This is a genomic window from Variovorax sp. PAMC26660, from assembly GCF_014302995.1.
Lineage (GTDB): Bacteria > Pseudomonadota > Gammaproteobacteria > Burkholderiales > Burkholderiaceae_C > Variovorax.
In genome coordinates, this window is record NZ_CP060295.1 from 7,272,092 (window position 1) to 7,288,367 (window position 16,276).

The 16,276-nt window shown below is 67.0% G+C and carries 15 protein-coding genes; 12 read left to right on the top strand and 3 right to left on the bottom strand.

Features of this window, described 5'->3' with window-relative positions; translation table 11 throughout:
* Nucleotides 1-14: 14 nt before the first annotated feature.
* The 7 genes from H7F35_RS34120 (at nt 15) to H7F35_RS34150 (ending at nt 7,863) form a co-directional block, all read left to right on the top strand.
* Nucleotides 15-1,475 (top strand): MFS transporter, encoded by a 1,461-nt coding sequence (locus H7F35_RS34120; RefSeq protein WP_187110879.1) that lies wholly within the window; start codon nt 15-17, stop codon nt 1,473-1,475.
* Entirely contained in the window at nt 1,475-3,019 is a 1,545-nt protein-coding gene (locus tag H7F35_RS34125) for an FGGY family carbohydrate kinase (protein WP_187110880.1), read from the top strand. Before H7F35_RS34120 ends, H7F35_RS34125 begins: the two co-directional genes overlap by 1 nt.
* The gene (locus H7F35_RS34130; protein ID WP_187110881.1) at nt 3,016-4,692 is read left to right on the top strand and encodes a glycerol-3-phosphate dehydrogenase/oxidase; all 1,677 of its coding nucleotides are present in this window, start codon (nt 3,016-3,018) and stop codon (nt 4,690-4,692) included. Before H7F35_RS34125 ends, H7F35_RS34130 begins: the two co-directional genes overlap by 4 nt.
* Entirely contained in the window at nt 4,693-6,243 is a 1,551-nt protein-coding gene (locus H7F35_RS34135; protein WP_187110882.1) for an FAD-binding oxidoreductase, read from the top strand. It abuts the gene before it with no gap.
* 10 nt (nt 6,244-6,253) lie between these two features.
* A complete protein-coding gene (locus tag H7F35_RS34140; RefSeq protein WP_187110883.1) occupies nt 6,254-6,856 on the top strand; it encodes a glycerol-3-phosphate responsive antiterminator in 603 nt (200 codons plus the stop codon).
* A 76-nt stretch (nt 6,857-6,932) separates the two neighbouring features.
* Nucleotides 6,933-7,217, top strand: coding sequence for a hypothetical protein (locus H7F35_RS34145; protein WP_187110884.1), 285 nt, complete (start codon nt 6,933-6,935; stop codon nt 7,215-7,217).
* A gap of 31 nt (nt 7,218-7,248) precedes the next feature.
* Nucleotides 7,249-7,863, top strand: coding sequence for a hypothetical protein (locus tag H7F35_RS34150; RefSeq protein ID WP_187110885.1), 615 nt, complete (start codon nt 7,249-7,251; stop codon nt 7,861-7,863).
* Between the two features lie 12 nt (nt 7,864-7,875).
* Here the strand turns inward: H7F35_RS34150 and H7F35_RS34155 are convergent, their stop codons facing one another.
* The gene (locus H7F35_RS34155) at nt 7,876-8,556 is read right to left on the bottom strand and encodes a Crp/Fnr family transcriptional regulator (protein ID WP_261803466.1); all 681 of its coding nucleotides are present in this window, start codon (nt 8,554-8,556) and stop codon (nt 7,876-7,878) included.
* A gap of 138 nt (nt 8,557-8,694) precedes the next feature.
* Here H7F35_RS34155 and H7F35_RS34160 point away from each other — a divergent pair, with 138 nt between their 5' ends.
* Complete coding sequence (locus H7F35_RS34160) at nt 8,695-10,938, top strand: DUF6351 family protein (RefSeq protein ID WP_187110887.1); 2,244 nt, start codon at nt 8,695-8,697, stop codon at nt 10,936-10,938.
* Here H7F35_RS34160 and H7F35_RS34165 read toward each other — a convergent pair.
* Entirely contained in the window at nt 10,931-11,848 is a 918-nt protein-coding gene (locus tag H7F35_RS34165) for a LysR family transcriptional regulator (RefSeq protein ID WP_187110888.1), read from the bottom strand. The two genes, H7F35_RS34160 and H7F35_RS34165, sit on opposite strands and share 8 nt — an antisense overlap.
* A gap of 103 nt (nt 11,849-11,951) precedes the next feature.
* On the opposite strand from H7F35_RS34165, the gene H7F35_RS34170 reads away from it, so the two are divergent.
* From H7F35_RS34170 to H7F35_RS34185, 4 genes are all read left to right on the top strand, one after another.
* The gene (locus tag H7F35_RS34170) at nt 11,952-13,235 is read left to right on the top strand and encodes an SGNH/GDSL hydrolase family protein (protein WP_187110889.1); all 1,284 of its coding nucleotides are present in this window, start codon (nt 11,952-11,954) and stop codon (nt 13,233-13,235) included.
* 128 nt (nt 13,236-13,363) lie between these two features.
* The gene (locus H7F35_RS34175; protein WP_187110890.1) at nt 13,364-13,585 is read left to right on the top strand and encodes a hypothetical protein; all 222 of its coding nucleotides are present in this window, start codon (nt 13,364-13,366) and stop codon (nt 13,583-13,585) included.
* 36 nt (nt 13,586-13,621) lie between these two features.
* Entirely contained in the window at nt 13,622-14,218 is a 597-nt protein-coding gene (locus H7F35_RS34180) for a 2'-5' RNA ligase family protein (protein WP_222621994.1), read from the top strand.
* A 69-nt stretch (nt 14,219-14,287) separates the two neighbouring features.
* Complete coding sequence (locus tag H7F35_RS34185; protein ID WP_187110891.1) at nt 14,288-15,301, top strand: phosphotransferase enzyme family protein; 1,014 nt, start codon at nt 14,288-14,290, stop codon at nt 15,299-15,301.
* An 18-nt stretch (nt 15,302-15,319) separates the two neighbouring features.
* Here the strand turns inward: H7F35_RS34185 and H7F35_RS34190 are convergent, their stop codons facing one another.
* Nucleotides 15,320-16,240 carry a hypothetical protein gene (locus H7F35_RS34190; protein ID WP_187110892.1) on the bottom strand — a complete coding sequence of 307 codons (921 nt, stop codon included), beginning with the start codon at nt 16,238-16,240 and terminating at the stop codon, nt 15,320-15,322.
* Between the last annotated feature and the right edge of the window lie 36 nt (nt 16,241-16,276).

Consider the following 16,276-nt stretch of genomic DNA (forward strand, 5'->3'; position numbering starts at 1 on the left):
CAATGGAGACAGCTGTGCAACCCAACGCGATCAAGATCCGCGGCATCGACGATGTCATCGCCTACCTGGATTCACGCCAGGGCATCGTCGGCCGGGCCGCCACCATCTGGTGGCTCGCACTCGGCGGATTGTTCCTCGACGCCTTCTCCAATTCCGCACTGAGCGCGGGCCTCGGGCCCATGACGCGCAACCTGCATCTCACCGCCGGACAGGTGGCATTGATGACGTCGCTCGCCTCCTGGGTGGCGATTGCCTTCAACCCCATCGGTGGCTGGATGGCCGACCGCTGGGGCCGCATACGCCCGCTGATCCTTGCCAAGTTCCTGGCCGTGGTGGGTGCGGTGCTGGTGGTGTTCGCACCCAGCTTCGAGATGATCCTGGTCGGCCGCTTCTTCGTGGGCGCGGCCTACGGCATCGACTTCGCCATTGCCATGGCGGTGCTGGCCGAGTTCACGCCGGCCAAGCTCAAGAGCCGGCTCAACACCTGGCAGGGCATGTGGTACGCGGCGGTCTGCACCAACCTGCTGCTGGCGCTGCTGTTCTATTCGTGGGACGTGGGTGACGCGATCTGGCGCTACTCGGTGGCCGCCACCGCGGTCTTCGGCGTCACCATCCTCGTGCTGCAGCTCACGCTGCTGGTCGAAAGCCCCGTGTGGCTGGCCCGCAAGGAACGCCTCGACGAAGCCGCACATGCGATGACCCGCATCTACGCTCAACTGTTCGTCGCCGCACCGAAGCACGAGCGCCTGCCCGTGCTCAACCAGGCCCGGCGCGGTGCCGCCAACGTGCTGCTGATCTTTCGGGGTGCCTATCTGCAGCGCACGATCCTCGCCGCGACCGTGCAGATCGGCCAGTCGATCCAGTACTTCGCAGTGGGCTGGTATCTGCCGCTGATCAGCGCGACGCTGTTCGGCAAGGACTTCGCGCAAGCCACCATCGGCGCCCTCGCCTTCAACGTCTTCGGCATCTTCGGCGGCTTCCTGTCGCCGTGGATCGGCCGCAAGCTGGGTCTGCGCCGCGCCTCGGCCTTCGGTTTCGCGATGGTGTTCGTGATGCTGCTCACGCTGGGCCTGTTCCATGGCCGCATGCCGCTGTGGCTGGCGGTGATCGTGCCGTCGCTGTTCATCCTCTTCCACTCGGGCGGCCCGGGTGCGAACGGCAAGAGCCTGTCGTCGCTGTCGTTCCGCAGCGAGCTGCGCGCCGGCGCCAACGGGATCATCGGCGCGCTGGGCTCCATCGGCGCGGCGCTGGGCCTGTTGATCTTTCCGCTGTTCCGCGAGAAGTACGGCCTGGAACACACCTTCCTCATCCTGTCGGTCGTGCCGCTGATCGCGAGCGTCATCTGCTTCGTGATCCGCTGGGACCCGACGCGCACCACCATCAACCCCGACAACGAACCCGATGCACCCCAATTCGAAAACGACAAGCCTGCCATCGCCGAGACCCTGCGCCCGGCCGCAGGGAAAGTGAACTGATGGCGACACCTCAGGACGTGATCCTCTGCATCGACGAGGGCACCTCGGGAACGCGGGCCGCCGTCGTCGGCCGCGACGGCCATGTCTCGTGCCTCGAATACGCGCCGCTGCATGTCGACACGCCGCGCCCCGGCGTGGTCGAGCAGGACGCCAACGCGATCCTCGAGAAGACCCTCGCGGTCTGCCGCGCCAGCATCGCGCAGGCACAGGCGGCGCAGCAGCGCATCGCCGCGCTGGCCATCGCCACGCAGCGCTGCTCGGCCGTGCTCTGGGACACGCACACCGGCCGCGCGCTGGTGCCGGTCATGGTGTGGCAGGACACGCGCTACGTCGATGAACTCGACAAGCTCGCGCCCGCCTGGGACAAGCTGCTGGTGCAGCAACTGGGCCGGCCGGCCGGCGTGCGCTCGCCCTACCTCTGGGCCGCGCACCACATCCGCGAAACCGAAGCCGTCGCCCGCGCCTTCGAGCAGCGCCGCCTCGCCTTCGGCACCATCGACAGCTGGCTGCTGTGGCACCTGTCCACGCAGCGCGCCTGCGTGACGACGCCGACCAACGTGACTTCGGCCAGCGCCTACGTCATGGGCGGCCACCGCTACCAGCTCGACTGGATCGACGCCCTCGGCTTCCCGCGCGAGCTGCTGCCCGAACTGCGCGAAGACGCGGACGACTTCGGCCGCACGCGCGTCGACCTGCTCGGCATCGACGTGCCCATCCTCGCCTGCGCCGGCGACCAGCATGCGGGCGCGATCGGCCTGGGCTGCCTCGACCGCGAACAAGCCATGTGCGTGCACGGCACGGGCAGCTTCGTCGATGTGATCACCGGGCCGGTGCTGCCAGTGCATGCCGGCCTGCACGACGGCACCCTCACCATGACCGCGCGGCGCGCGCAGGGCGTGTCGCACTTCGCGGTAGAGACCTATGTGGCAACCACCGGCTCCGCGCTGAACTGGGTCTGCGAAAAGCTGCAGTGGTTCGACAACGCCGAGCAGATCAGCAGCATGGCCGCCACCGCCGGCTCGTCGCGCGACGTCACCTTCATTCCCGCGCTGACCGGCTTTCGCGTGCCCGCCATGGAGCCCGCCGCGCGCGCATCGCTCACCGGCATCTCGATGGCGACCACGCGCGCCGAAGTGGCCCGCGCCATCCTCGAAGGCATCGCGCATTCGGTGGCCTCGTGCATTCAGTCGAACGAAGACGTGTCCGGCGTCAAGGTGTCCGAGCTTGTAGTTGGCGGCGGTCTCTCGGGCAGCTCCGCGCTGCTGCAGATCCAGGCCGACCTCACGGGCATGCCGGTGCGCCGCATGAAGGAAACCGACCGCGCCAGCCTGCGCGGCATCGCCTTTCTTGCCGGCTCCTCCGGCCTGTTGTGGAACTCGCTGCAAGAGGCGCGCGCCACGCTGGCCACCGACGCGGTGTTCGAGCCCGGCATCCATGCCGATGAACGCAAGGCCCGCCGCACGCTGTGGCATGCCCGCGTGAATTCGGAACTCGCACACGCACGCAATTTCAAGAACACAACCCCAGGAGAGCTTTCAAGATGATGGGTCTGCCATCCTTTCGATCCGGCAAGGACCGGGCCGAGATGACAAGCACCGAAGCGCTGCGGCTGAATCGGCAGGACCTGCTGGCGCGGCTCGGCGACGAGACATTCGACATCGTGATCGTCGGCGGCGGCGTCACCGGCGCCTATGCGGCGCTCGATGCCAGCCTGCGCGGCTATCGCGTGGCGCTGGTCGAGAAGGACGACTTCGCCTTCGGCACCTCGTCCAAGTCTTCCAAGATGGTCCACGGCGGCCTGCGCTACATCGAGCAGGGCAACCTGGGCCTGGTGCGCCACTCGCTGCTGGAGCGCCAGCGCCTGCGCCGCAATGCCCGGCACCTGGTGCAGCGCCTGCCCTTCCTGTTCCCGGTGATGGAGCGCGAAGGCGTGTTCGACAAGCGCCTGGCCAAGGCCTTCGAGAGCCTGCTGTGGACCTACGACATCGCCGGCGGCTGGCGCGAAGGCATCCTGCACCAGAAGCTGACCAAGGCCGAGGTGCTGTCGCACTGCCCCACCTTCAAGGACGAGCACCTGACCGGCGGCTTCATGTACTTCGATGCGCGGGTCGACGACGCGCGCCTCACGCTGAACATCGCGCGCACCGCTGCCTTTCACGGCGCCGCCGTGCTCAACCATGCGAAGGCCATCGAGATCACGCGCGACGGGCACGGCAAGGTCGACGGCGTGGTGGTGCAGGCCGACGGCCGCGAGATCCGCGCGCGCGCCGGCGTCGTCATCATGGCCACCGGCGTGTGGCTGCGCGACTGGGACGGCCGCAAAAAGAGCGAAGAAAAAACGCTGAACATCCGCCCGGCCAAGGGCGTGCACGTGGCCATTCCGTGGCTGAAGATCCGCAACGACTGCACCGTGACCATTCCGGTGCCGGGCCGCAACCGGCGCGCGACCATCACGCGCTGGGGCAACGTCTCGTACCTGGGCACCACCGACGAAGACTACGAAGGCAACCTCGACGACGTGTGCTGCACGCGCGAAGAACTCGACTTCCTGCTCGACGGCGCGCGCTCCGCGCTCAAGACCGACCTGCGGGCCGAAGACGTGGTCGGCAGCATCGCCGGTTGCCGCCCGCTGGTGGCACCGCCCGGCGGCAAGACGCTGGAGATCAAGCGCAACCACGAGATTCGCGTGGCGCCAGACGGCCTGGTGACCATCGTCGGCGGCAAGCTCACGACCTCGCGCCACATGGCCGAGCAGACCATCGACGCGGCCCAGAAAGTCATCGGCCAACGCAACGGCTGCAAGACCAAGTCGGCCTTCCTGCTGGGCGCCGCAGGGTACGACGCGCAGGCCATCATGGCCTCCGGCGGCATCTCGGCCCACCTGGGCGAGCGCTACGGCACCGAGGCGCGCTTCGTCAGCGACATCCTGCAGGAAGACCCCGGCCTGCTGCGCCCCATCGTCGAAGGCCTGCCGTACAGCGAGGCGGAAGTCGTCTACGCGGTGCGCCACGAACTCGCCTGCACCGTGGACGACGTGTTGTCGCGGCGCATCCGCGCGCGCCTCATGGCACGCGACGCCTCGGGCCGCGCGGCAGCGCGGGTCGGCGAAATCCTCCAGGCCGAACTCGGCCTGTCCCCCTCGGAAACGGCGCAGCAGGTCGCGAGCTACCGCGCCGCCATCGAGCATGAAAAAACCATCCTTATGGGAGTCCAGTAAATGATCAGCAAAGACGCCATCCAACGCGGCTACAACCGCCGCAACTACGTCGTCGGTGCCCACACGCCGCCGGCCTACGCCAAGACCATCACCGCCACCGACGGCCCGCCCGGCTTGCAGCGCGCGCCCGTCACCGTGGCAGCGGTGCACATCGACGCACTGCGCAAGGCGTCCGACGAAGTGCTCACCGACACCGGCAGCGTCGTCGAGTGGACGCGCGACTGGTGGGCCGGCTCTATGGTCTCGGAAACCGGCGGCAAGCCCGCCACCCCGCAGGCCGTGATCGTGCGGGTCTCGACCGTCGAGCAGATCCAGGCCGTCATGCGCATCGCGAACGCGGCGTCGATTCCCGTCACCGTATCGGCGGGCCGCAGCAACGTCACCGGCGCGGCGCTGCCGGTGCGCGGCGGCATCGTGCTCGACGTGTGCGAACTGAACAAGATGATCGGCTTCGACGCCGGCAGCCAGATCGTCGAAGTCGAAGCCGGCATGTTCGGCGACGTCTTCGAGGAAACCATCCAGCGCGAGCACGGCATGACGATGGGCCACTGGCCTTCGTCCTTCGGCATCAGCACCGTCGGCGGCTGGGTGGCCTGCCGCGGCGCAGGCCAGCTCTCGACCCGCTACGGGAAGATCGAGGACATGGTGTTCGGCATGGACGTGGTGCTGGCCGACGGCAGCCTGATCACCGTGGGCGGCTATTCGCGCGCGGCGGTGGGCTCCGACCTGCAGCAGCTCTTCATCGGTTCGGAAGGCACGCTCGGCGTGATCGTGCGCGTGCGGCTGAAGCTGCATCGCCTGCCGGACTACGGCCGCGCCATTGCCTACGGCTTCGACAGCTTCGCCATCGGCCTGGAAGCCTGCCGCGAGATCATGCAGCGCGGCGCCAATCCGGCGGCGCTGCGGCTGTACGACGCGCTCGAAAGCCGCGTGCAGTTCAACCTCGAAGACACGCACGTGCTGCTGATCGCCGACGAAGGCGCACCCGAAATGGTGGATGCCGTCATGACCATCAGCGAACGCGTGTGCAAGGAACTCGGCCGCCAGCTCGACGGCCCGGTCATCTTCGAGCGCTGGCTCGACACCCGCTACCTGACCGGCAAGAGCGCCGAGGGCTTCAAGCGCAGCCCCGGCTTCGTGGCCGACACGCTGGAGATGAGCGGCCGCTGGAGCGACCTGCCCGCCATCTACGACGAAGTGGTGGCCGCCATCAACGCAGTGCCCGGCACGCTGGCCGGCTCGGCCCACCAGTCGCACGCCTACGTGGACGGCGCCTGCCTCTACTTCTCGCTGCGCGGCGAAGTGGAAGTGGAAAACCGGGGCCGCTGGTATCGCCAGGCCTGGGACGCTGCCAACGCGGTGCTGGTGCGCCACAATGCCGCGCTGAGCCACCACCACGGCGTCGGCCTGCTGCGTGCGCCGTACATGGCCGATTCGCTGGGCAGCGCCTTCCCGGTGCTCGAAGCGATCAAGCGCACGCTCGATCCGAAGAATATTTTGAACCCGGGCAAGCTCGGCCTGACCGACAAGCTGCCCCAGACCGAAGACTGAGTTTCACCGAATGGACCGCTCCCTTGGCGCGCGACTTGCGCGGCATCCGATCATCGCGACGCTCTACGGGGCGGAGCAGATCGACGCCTTCATCGACAGCCCCACCGAAATCGCCATCGTGGCGAACGTGGAGCTGCGCAAGCTGCAGGGCGTGGTGGCGACCATCACCCGCGCCGACAAGATCGTCATCGTCAACATCGACAGTTGCGAAGGCATCTCGCCGGACAAGGGCGGCGTGGAATACCTGGCCGAGATCGGCGCGACCAGCCTGGTGTCCACCCGCGTGGCCACCATCCAGCGCGCCAACCGGGCGGGCCTGCTCACGATGCAGAAGGTGTTCGTGACAGACCGCTCGACCTGGCCGCGCAGCGTGAAGGCGCTGGAGCAGAGCGACCCGAACCTCGTGCAACTGATGCCCGCGCCCATGCTCTCGCACATCTCGACCAAGGAACGCAACGCGCTGCCACCGATCGTGGCCTCGGGGTTCGTCATCACGCTGGACGACGTGCGCAGTGCGTTGGCGGCCGGTGCGGTAGCGGTGTCCACGAGCGACGCGGCCATGTGGAGCCTCGACACCAAGCTGCTCAACATCGACGAACTGCGCCTGCGTTAGCCGGGGCTGCCAAGCCTGTGGCGGGCTGTAGCAAAAGTGCCGCAATCCGGCCCTTGCGATCACGTAGCATCCGGCCATGAGCTACACCGTGAAACTGATCGACTTTCCCGATGCGCCACATGACGTCATCGCCACCGCCGAAACGCGCTTCCGACGCGAACTCGACAAGCTTCTGGGCGACAGCGTCGAGCAGGCGCTGAAGGCCTTCGAGAACGCCAGCGAGTCGAGCGCCGACGAACTCACCAAGGACGAAATCGGGCTGGCCGCCAGTTGGGCCAAGGCCTACGAAGCCGCCAAGACGGCGGGCTTTCGCGCACTCGGCGAGTCGGACGAGGCGTACTTCGAGGTCCGGGCCGACTGAGCCTTTCTCCGTCCGATTCAGGAGCTGGATCATGAAACTGCTGTTCGCCCTGCTTCTGGCCGGGCTGCTTTGCGCCTGCGCCACGGCGCCCGGCACCGCGCCGGCCACTGCATCGGCTTCGGCCGCCGAGTGGGCGACGATGGCGCCGCCCACGGGCATCCAGTGGCAGTACATCAACTCGAAGTCGTACGAGGCGCTGAACGCCGGGCTCGGAAACAGCCACCGCTACGAAAGCAGCATCGGCTGGATCGATGTCTATGTGTACGACATGAAGCGCACCAACTGGCTGCCGGGCGTCGACGACCCGCAGTTCGACGAGCAATTCAAGGGCACCATCGCCGAAGTGCAGCGCGCCACCGCCCAAGGCATGTACGCCAGCGCGAAGATCGGGCCCACGCGCGACGTGCGCATCGAAGGGTTGACCTTCCGTTCGGTCTCCTTGCGGCTGGTGCACGCCCGCGACGCCAGGGCCTACGACTCGTACACCTACCTCACGGCACGCAACGGCCGCCTGCTGAAGTACCGCATGTCGTTCAATGCCCCGGCACCGGCGAACGTGGACGCGATTGCGCGCGAGTTCATCGAGCGCAATGTGCGCACCGGCCCGGACACGCCTGTCGGGACGCGCGAACTTCGCAAGACCTGAGCGCCGGCGGCCTCAGGCGCTGCGGCAGGTTGCCCTGTAGCCGCGCAGGCCGCCCAGATCGAGCACGGTCAGCCCACGCTTTTCGAGGCGGATCAATCCCAGCGCCTGGAAGCGCTGCAGCGCCACGTTCACGCGCTGCCGCGACACATTCGCGAGCAGCCCGATCTCGGTCTGCCCCACTTGCAGGAAGCGCGGGGCATCGGGATACAGGTCGGGGTTGAACAGGCTGGCCAGGCAGTTCGCGACGCGCGCATCGGTGTCCAGCAGCCGTTCGTGTTCCAGCGCGCCGATGAACAGGCTGAGCCGCGCGTTGAGCAACTCCTGCAGATAGTGATTGAAAGGCACGCTGGTGCCGCGCAGCCATTCGAAGGTGCGGCGCGGCATCAGCGCCACGCGCGTGGGCCGCAGCGCGAACACGTCGTAGCGGCGTTCCTCGTGCTTGAAGAGCGAGCCTTCGCCGAACCACACGCCGGCCGAGACGCCGGTGAGCGTCGAGACCCGGCCATCCTCCGATGCCACCGACATCTTGGCAAAGCCGTCGATCAGCCCCATCCAGTGTTCGACCAACTGCCCCGTGCGTGCAATGCAGGCGCCGCGCGCGAACTGCCGCTCCTGCATGCTGCCCAGCACATGCTCCAGGTCGGCATGCGGCAGGGCCTGCGCCCACGTCGAGCGCCGCACCATTTCTTCCATGGCGGGCCCGGAGGGGTCACCGGCGGAGTCAGGGATTACCTGTAGCAATTCGCGTGTCATCTGTCGTCGCAACGACCGCGGTCCGAAACGTCCATCCGTATTCTTTCCCAACACCTACACAACACAGGAGAGACATCCATGTTCGCTACACCGTGTCCCCCGCGCAAGCGGGTTTTTCCGTGGCTGCGGCCCCGCGCCATTGCTGCAGGCCTTGCGATGGCGGGTGCACTGCTGGTCGCAGGCTGCGGCGGGGGCTCCGGCGGCGGCTCGATGTTCCCGTTCTTTCCCGGCACCACCCCACCGCCCGCAGCGCAGACGCCGGCCGCATTCCAGGTGAAGACGCTCTCGTCACCGTCCGACATGATCAGCGGCGGCGACACACTGCTCGAAGTCACCGCGCCAGTGGGCGTGCCTCTGGACAAGGTGCGCGTGAGCCTCAACGGCAAGGACGTGAGTTCGCAGGTGCCGGTGGTCGACAGCACGGCACGCGTGCTGCGCGGCCTCGTGACCGGGCTCACGACCGACGCGAGCAGCACCACCGGCAGCAACAACTCGCTGGTGGTGAGCAACGCCGACAACGCCGCGCAGCGCACTGAAACCACGCTGGTCAACTACCCCATCACCGGGCCGATCCTGTCGGGCCCGCACATCTCGCCCTACGAATGCCGCACGGTGCAGAACGGCCTGGGCAACCCGCTCGATGCCGATTGTTCGGCCACCACGCAGGTGGTCTGGTACTACCGCACGAAGGCCAACACCTTCCTGCCGCTGAACGACCCGACCGGCCCACGCCCGGCCGACCTGGTGACCACGACCACCAACGACGGCGCCACGGTGCCCTACATCGTGCGCGTCGAGTCGGGCACCATCAATCGCGGCGTGTACCGGCTCGCGGTGCTCGACAACCCGGCCAAGGACGCGCCCGCCACCTGGAAGCCCGGCCCCGGCTGGAACAAAAAGCTGGTCGTCTACTTCGACTGCTGCGGCTCGGCCCAGTACAACCAGGGCGTTCATGCGATCGACACGGTCCTGGGCGACGTTGGCCACATCCAGTTGTCGCGCGGCTTCGCCTTCATGAACTCGACGGAGCTGTGGAACAACCAGCACGCCAACCCGCACCTGCAGGGCGAAACGCTGATGATACTGAAGGAGCACGTCATCGAGGAATTCGGCGCCGTGCCCAAGTGGACTGCCGGTTTCGGCGGCTCGGGCGGTGCCATCCAGCAGTACCTGATCGCGCAGCTCTACCCCGGCCTGCTCGACGGCATCCAGCCCATCGTGTCGTTCCCCGAGACGCTGATGCCCGAGGTGATGGAATGCCGGCTGCTCAACAACGTGTACAAGGCCGACGCACCCACCTGGACCACGGCCAAGCAGAACGCGGTGAACGGCTTCAACACCGGCACCTGCACGAGCTGGGACCTGGCCTTCGCGAGCATCATCAAGTCCGACAACGCGGCGGGCTGCGGCTTTCTCGAACCGGGCAATGTGTCGAACGTGTTCAACCGCACCACCAACCCCAACGGTATCCGCTGCGACCTGTTCCAGACCAACGTGAACCTGCTCGGCAAGCGCGCCGGCACGCAGGAGGCACGGCGCCCGATCGACAACGTCGGCGTGCAATACGGCCTGGGCGCGTTGAACAGCGGTGCGATCTCGGTGACGGAGTTTCTCGACCTGAACCAGAAGGTCGGCGGCTTCGACGGCGACGGCAATACGCAGGCCGCACGCTCCGAAGCCGACCCCGACGCACTGCGGCTCACCTACACGGGCGGATTCAAGAACGGCTTCAAGAGCCCGGGCCTTGCGAACATCCCGATCATCACGCAGCGCGGGAACGCCGATGCGGTGGGCGACATCCACGACACGATGCAGGACCTGATCATCCGGGCCCGCCTGCAGCGCGCCAATGGCCGCAGCGACAACCAGATCATCTGGACGCTGGGCTCCAAGTCGAATGTCGACTACATGTCCGCCTCGCTCGACCTGCTGAACAAGTGGCTGGACAACATGGGGGCCGATCCGGCGCCGGCGTCCACCGACAAGGTGGTGCGCAACAAACCGGCGGGCGCCAACGATGCCTGCTGGGACACAAGCGGCACGCGCATCGACGAAGTGGCATCGACCGACCCGGCGGCCCAGTGCAACGGTGTCTATCCGCGCTTCAGCACGCCGCGCCTGACGGCCGGCTCGCCGCTGGTCAACGACGTACTCAAGTGCCAGCTCAAGCCGGTCAACGCCGCCGACTACAAGGTGGCCATCGCCGGTGCCGACCTGGCGCGGCTGCAGACGATCTTTCCGAGCGGCGTGTGCGACTGGGACAAGGCCGGCGTGGGCCAGGAGCCGCTGCGCGGCACCTACCTGCGGCTGCCGCTCAACTGACCGGGAGAGAAGGCTTGCGGACGGCACCCGGCAGTTTTGCCACCCGCTCCGCGAGGAAGTCCACCAGCACGCGCACCCGCAGCGGCTGGTGGCGTCGCGGGGCGTAGAGCAGATGCAGCTCTTGCGCCGGGCCGGTGTGGCGGCCAAGCACGCGGAGCAAACGCCCTTCGGCCAACAGATCCGCCACCATCCATGTCGGCTGCAATGAAATGCCCGCGCCGGCAAGCACGCTGTCGAGCATGGCCACCGCGTTGTTCACACGGTAGCGGCTGCGCACCGGCACGGTCACCGGACCATCGGGGCCTGTGAGCAGCACGCCGTCATCGCCCGCCGCATAGCGCAGGTAGTCGTGGGCCACGAGGTCCTGCGGCTTGCGTGGCTTGCCGCGCGCGGCCACGTAGTCCGGCGACGCCACCAGCACGCGCGGCCATGTGCCCAGATGGCGCGCAACCAGGTCCGGCGGCAACGCGCCGCCCACACGCAGCGAGACGTCGATGCGCTCTTCGCGCGGATCGATGAAGCGGTCGTCGAGCACCAGTTCGAGCTGGATGTCGGGGTACAGCCGCAGGAACTCCACCGCCATCGCGTTGAGGTACCGCTGCCCGAGCGTGACCGGCGCGCTCACACGCAGCAGGCCCTGCGGTTGCTGCACCTGTTCGCGCGCATCGGCCACCGCGTCACCGTAGTCCTCCAGCATGCGGCGGGCGCGCTCGTGAAAGCGCTGCCCTTCTTCCGTCAGGCTCAGGCCGGTGGCGGCGCGGCGCAGCAGGCGCACGCCCAACGAACGCTCCAGGCCTGCGACCAGCTTGCTGATGGTGGGCTGGGTGGTGTCGAGCGCGCGGGCGGCGCCCGACAGGCTGCCGAGATCGACGCTGTGCACAAAGGCCGAGAGCGCGCGCAGGGTGTCCATGGTGTATTCGATTCAGGAATGGATCAGATGCCATTCTGCCGTCTACTCATCTCTATGTGAATGCATGAAAGTCGAGTCCTCCCACTCATTTCAAGGACTTCACATGACTGCATCGACACTCGGATCGATCCTGCGCCAGGGCGCACTGGCACTCACGCTGGCGGGCGTCGCCGCCGCATCCACGGCACAAACCACGGCGCCGCCCACGTACTGGAGCCCGAGCTGGATGGCCGCCACCCAGCCGCTGTGGGACGGCAACTTCGTGCTGCCTTCCGGCGTTCCCTTCCAGTTCAATCGCCAGACGGTTCGTCAGGTGGCGCGCCTGAGCATCGGCGGCGCCCGGTTGCGCGTGGTGATCAGCAACGAGGGCGGCACGTCGCCGCTGCACATCGGCGCCGCCCGCGTGGCCCGGCACGGCGAAGGCTCGGCGATCGTCGAGGGCAGCGATCGCGCAGTGCGCTTCGGCGGCCAGGCCGAGGTGACCGTGCCGCCCGGTGCGCGGATGATCAGCGACCCGGTGGACCTGCCACTGCCCGCGCTCAGCGAAGTCGCTGTGTCGCTCTACCTGCCCAGGCCCAGCCAGCCTGCGGGTTTTCATTTCGATGCCCGCCAGACCGCCTACGTGGCCGATGGCGACCTGAGCGGCGCCCCGCGCCTGCCCACCACCGCCACGCAGTGGAGCACCCGTGTCTACGTGAGCGGCTTGATCGTCGAAACACCCAGGGCGCCCACCACCGTCGTCGCCCTGGGCGATTCGTTGACCGACGGCAACGGCTCGACGCCCGGCGCCAACACCCGCTGGCCCGACGCGCTGGCCGAGCGCCTGGCCGGGCGTGGCGTGGGCGTGCTCAACGCCGGCAACTCCGGCGGCCGCCTGCTGAAGGACGGCATGGGCCGCGCCGCGCTGGAGCGCGTCGGCCGCGACGTGTTCTCGCAGCCCGGCGTGCGCGCCATGGTCGTGATGCTGGGCACCAACGACATCGGCTGGCCGGGCGGCGCGTTCGCGCCTCAGGAGCCTGCTGTGCGCGCGGAAGAAGTCATTCAGGGGTTCCGCCAGTTGATAGAGATGGCCCATGCCCACAACGTACGCATCATGGGCGCCACCATCGCGCCCAACGAACGCGGGCTCGAAGGCACGCCGCTGGTCGGCCACCACTCGCCTGAAAAGGACAGGGTACGCCAGGCCGTGAACCAATGGATTCGCGAGAGCGGCGCCTTCGACGCGGTGGTGGACTTCGACGCCCTGCTGCGCGATGCGGCCCACCCGATCCGCATGAAGGCCGCGATGGACTCGGGCGACCACCTGCACCCTGGTGACGCCGGCTACAAGGCGATGGCTGCGGCGATCGATCTCGAAGCGCTGCTGGGCAACCCTGTGCAGCCTTGAGGGACGGCCACGGGGAAGCCCCGGATGAGACTTTCCCCATGGTCTTGAAGCCCTTAAATATACTGTACATACATACAGTATTTCTCTAAAATTCGTCGTCTCCAAGAACAACGTCGAGGCGACCCTCAATGACCACCGCCAGCCCGCCTGCGCCCTCCGCGCAGCTTCTTTTTTTCTCCCGGCTGCAGCAGTTGCAGTCCCGCTCCCGCACAGGCCGCATCTCGACCTGGCCTTTCAAGGTCGCCCGCGAAAAGGGCTGTGACGACACCCATGAAAAGGACGACGTTCGCGTTCAGGCGGCGCGCGTCATCCGCACGACGGCCGAGCATTGGTGGCCGTCTGCATCCTGAACCGCCTTTCCGCTTCGCCTTCAACAGGAGAACGATATGGACGACTTCACGCGCGACAACAGCTCCCCCAGCGATCCCGAACCTGAATGGGACGCCGAGCATCCGGAAACAAAACGGCATCTTTTGATTGCCCTTTTCCCCAGCACCGATGTGCAAGTTGCCATCGAAAAGCACCGCGAGGCATGGATCTGGCCGAAGGGACATTACTTTCCTGCCGGCCCACGCCTGCATCTGACATTGCAATGCTTCGCAGACCAAAGCCAGGAAGCCATCCATCACCTGGATGAAGCACTTTCCGGGGTTCCGATGCAATCGATGGCGCTGAAGCTGGCCACCTCCCGCACATGGAACAACAACCTCTCCGTCATTCAACCCGCGGAGCACATGGGGTTGCATGTGCTGCGCGCGAACATCGTCCGCGCGGTGCAACAGTCAGGGATTTCTGTGCACCCGACCAAGTTCACACCGCACATCACCATTGCGCGCAGAACGACGGGCGCGCTCTATCCTCGAAGCCTGCAGCCGATCCCCTGGACTGTGAAGAATTTTCTTCTTGTGCGATCGTTCACCTCGCATCCTGTTCGGCATGAGGTTCTCGCCTCATATGGCCCCGAGGAAGACGACGACGTCTGACACCGGGCCAGCAGACTCCGTGGTCATATCGGGTGAGACAATTTCCGACGTCCGCCAAACGAACGCCACATGCTGACTCCACCCGATCTAGCCCCCGAATCCATTCAACAGTGCTTGTCCGATGCCTATGGACTGCACACCACACGCGCTGAATTCCTGCCGCTGGGCGCCGACGTGAATTCCGCCGTCTTCCGCATCGATGCCGGCGGCGGGGCGACGTACTTCCTCAAGCTGCGCCGGGATGACTTCAAACAATCCGTCGTCGCCATCCCCGCCTTTCTGCATCACGAGAAGGGCATCGATGCCGTGATGGCGCCGCTGCCGACCACGGACCGCCAACTCAGCGTGCGCAGTCTTGGCTTCGATTGGATGCTCTATCCCTTCTTCGAAGGCGACAACGGATTCGAGCGCGGCCTGTCCGACGTGCAATGGATCACGCTGGGCGCCACCTTGGGCGCCGTGCACCGTACCGAACTGCCCGACACCCTGCTCGCAGGCCTAGCGCGCGAAAGCTATTCACACCACTGGCGCGAAGGCGTGCGGCGCTACCAGCGCCGCTTCATCAACGGCCTGGCCGGCGACGACATCGTTCGCCGCTTCCTTGCCTTCTGGGAAGCGCATGACGAGGAGATCGACACGGTCGTGTATCGAAGCGAACAGCTCGCCTCGATCCTTCTGGAGCGGTCGTTGCCGCTGGTGCTGTGCCACTCCGACATCCACGCCGGCAACGTGCTGGTCGGCGACAACGACCGCCTGTGCGTCGTCGACTGGGACACGCTGATCCTCGCGCCCAAAGAGCGCGACCTGATGTTCATCGGCGGCGGTGTCGGCAACCTGTGGAACCAGCCGCAGGAAGAAGCGCTGTTCTACGAGGGCTATGGACCGACGGACATCGATCCCATGGCGCTGGCCTACTACCGCTACGAGCGGATCACCAAGGACTTGCTCGAAATCTGCGACCAGATCTTCGATGCGTCCGCGAGCGTGGAAGACCGCGAAGAAGGCCTGCGCCAGATCGCGAGCCAGTTCCTGCCGAACGACGTCGTCGCCATCGCGCACCGGAGCTACGAAGCGATCACCTGATCCGGCCAGCCGACCGGCTCAGATCAGCAAGTCCTGCGCATCGTCCTCGAAGCCCGCGATGGGCTGCGCCTTGGCCAGTGCCAGCCAGACCGAGAAGGGAATGCGGTCGAAGGCGCGATGCACCGCAGCGCGCGCCACCACAAGGCGCTCTGCTTCGAGCACCATCACGCCGCACTCGGGCGGCACTTCATCGGGCGTTGCAATGCAACGGCCCTTGGCATCGTTGCCCAGCACGTACCAGCACTCGCCGCCCAGGTCGAGGTAGGCCGCGCGCTTGTCGGGCTTGCGCAGGTCGCCCAGCAGGTCGGCGCGGCTCACCTTCACCTCGTGCACGATGGGATGGGCATAGGCCTCGACGCTGGTGTTGCGGATCGAGAAAACATCGGGCCGCGCCACGCACCAGCGCGGCTTGCCGCCCTCTTCCAACGGCGGCAGGCGCGCGCGAAGCCCGAGGCCGCGCCACGCGATGCGGCCGCCGCGCGTCATCTCGCGCGCCACGCGTTCGACCAGCGCCTCATGGGGCGACAGCGCCGCGCGGTTGATGGTGAGCGTGGTCGCTATGCGCGCAATGCCGGCGTCGGTCACGCGCAAGGTTTCGTGGCCATGCACGGTGCGTACGCGTTCGAGGTAGCCGCCTGCGAGCAGTTCGACCTCGATGCCGTCGCAGCACGGCCAACCGGCCGAGCGATAGATTTCGCGCAGGCGCCGCGCATGCAGCTTGCCGAAGGGCACGGCCGTCTGCAGGGGCGGTGGGTCCGCCACCGGCGGCGCAATACCGGGATCGGTGACCGGCGGAACCCCGGGCGGCGGATCACCCTCAGGCAGCGGCTCCGGTGGCAATGGCGGCGTGGTGGGCGTCGGCACATCGGGCGCGGGCGGCGGTGGACCGATCGGCGTGGCGACGACGACAACGTGCTCAGGAAGAACGAGTTCGGGCATGGGAGGAACAGGTTAGCGAAAAGTCATGGAGGGCGC

Excerpts from the sequence above, each read along its gene's own strand:
- H7F35_RS34125 (WP_187110880.1), top strand. The coding sequence starts at position 1,475 with ATGGCGACACCTCAGGACGTGATCCTCTGCATCGACGAGGGCACCTCG.
- H7F35_RS34130 (WP_187110881.1), top strand. The coding sequence starts at position 3,016 with ATGATGGGTCTGCCATCCTTTCGATCCGGCAAGGACCGGGCCGAGATG.
- H7F35_RS34135 (WP_187110882.1), top strand. The coding sequence starts at position 4,693 with ATGATCAGCAAAGACGCCATCCAACGCGGCTACAACCGCCGCAACTAC.
- H7F35_RS34140 (WP_187110883.1), top strand. The coding sequence starts at position 6,254 with ATGGACCGCTCCCTTGGCGCGCGACTTGCGCGGCATCCGATCATCGCG.
- H7F35_RS34145 (WP_187110884.1), top strand. The coding sequence starts at position 6,933 with ATGAGCTACACCGTGAAACTGATCGACTTTCCCGATGCGCCACATGAC.
- H7F35_RS34150 (WP_187110885.1), top strand. The coding sequence starts at position 7,249 with ATGAAACTGCTGTTCGCCCTGCTTCTGGCCGGGCTGCTTTGCGCCTGC.
- H7F35_RS34155 (WP_261803466.1), bottom strand. The coding sequence starts at position 8,556 with ATGGAAGAAATGGTGCGGCGCTCGACGTGGGCGCAGGCCCTGCCGCAT.
- H7F35_RS34160 (WP_187110887.1), top strand. The coding sequence starts at position 8,695 with ATGTTCGCTACACCGTGTCCCCCGCGCAAGCGGGTTTTTCCGTGGCTG.
- H7F35_RS34165 (WP_187110888.1), bottom strand. The coding sequence starts at position 11,848 with ATGGACACCCTGCGCGCGCTCTCGGCCTTTGTGCACAGCGTCGATCTC.
- H7F35_RS34170 (WP_187110889.1), top strand. The coding sequence starts at position 11,952 with ATGACTGCATCGACACTCGGATCGATCCTGCGCCAGGGCGCACTGGCA.
- H7F35_RS34175 (WP_187110890.1), top strand. The coding sequence starts at position 13,364 with ATGACCACCGCCAGCCCGCCTGCGCCCTCCGCGCAGCTTCTTTTTTTC.
- H7F35_RS34180 (WP_222621994.1), top strand. The coding sequence starts at position 13,622 with ATGGACGACTTCACGCGCGACAACAGCTCCCCCAGCGATCCCGAACCT.
- H7F35_RS34185 (WP_187110891.1), top strand. The coding sequence starts at position 14,288 with ATGCTGACTCCACCCGATCTAGCCCCCGAATCCATTCAACAGTGCTTG.
- H7F35_RS34190 (WP_187110892.1), bottom strand. The coding sequence starts at position 16,240 with ATGCCCGAACTCGTTCTTCCTGAGCACGTTGTCGTCGTCGCCACGCCG.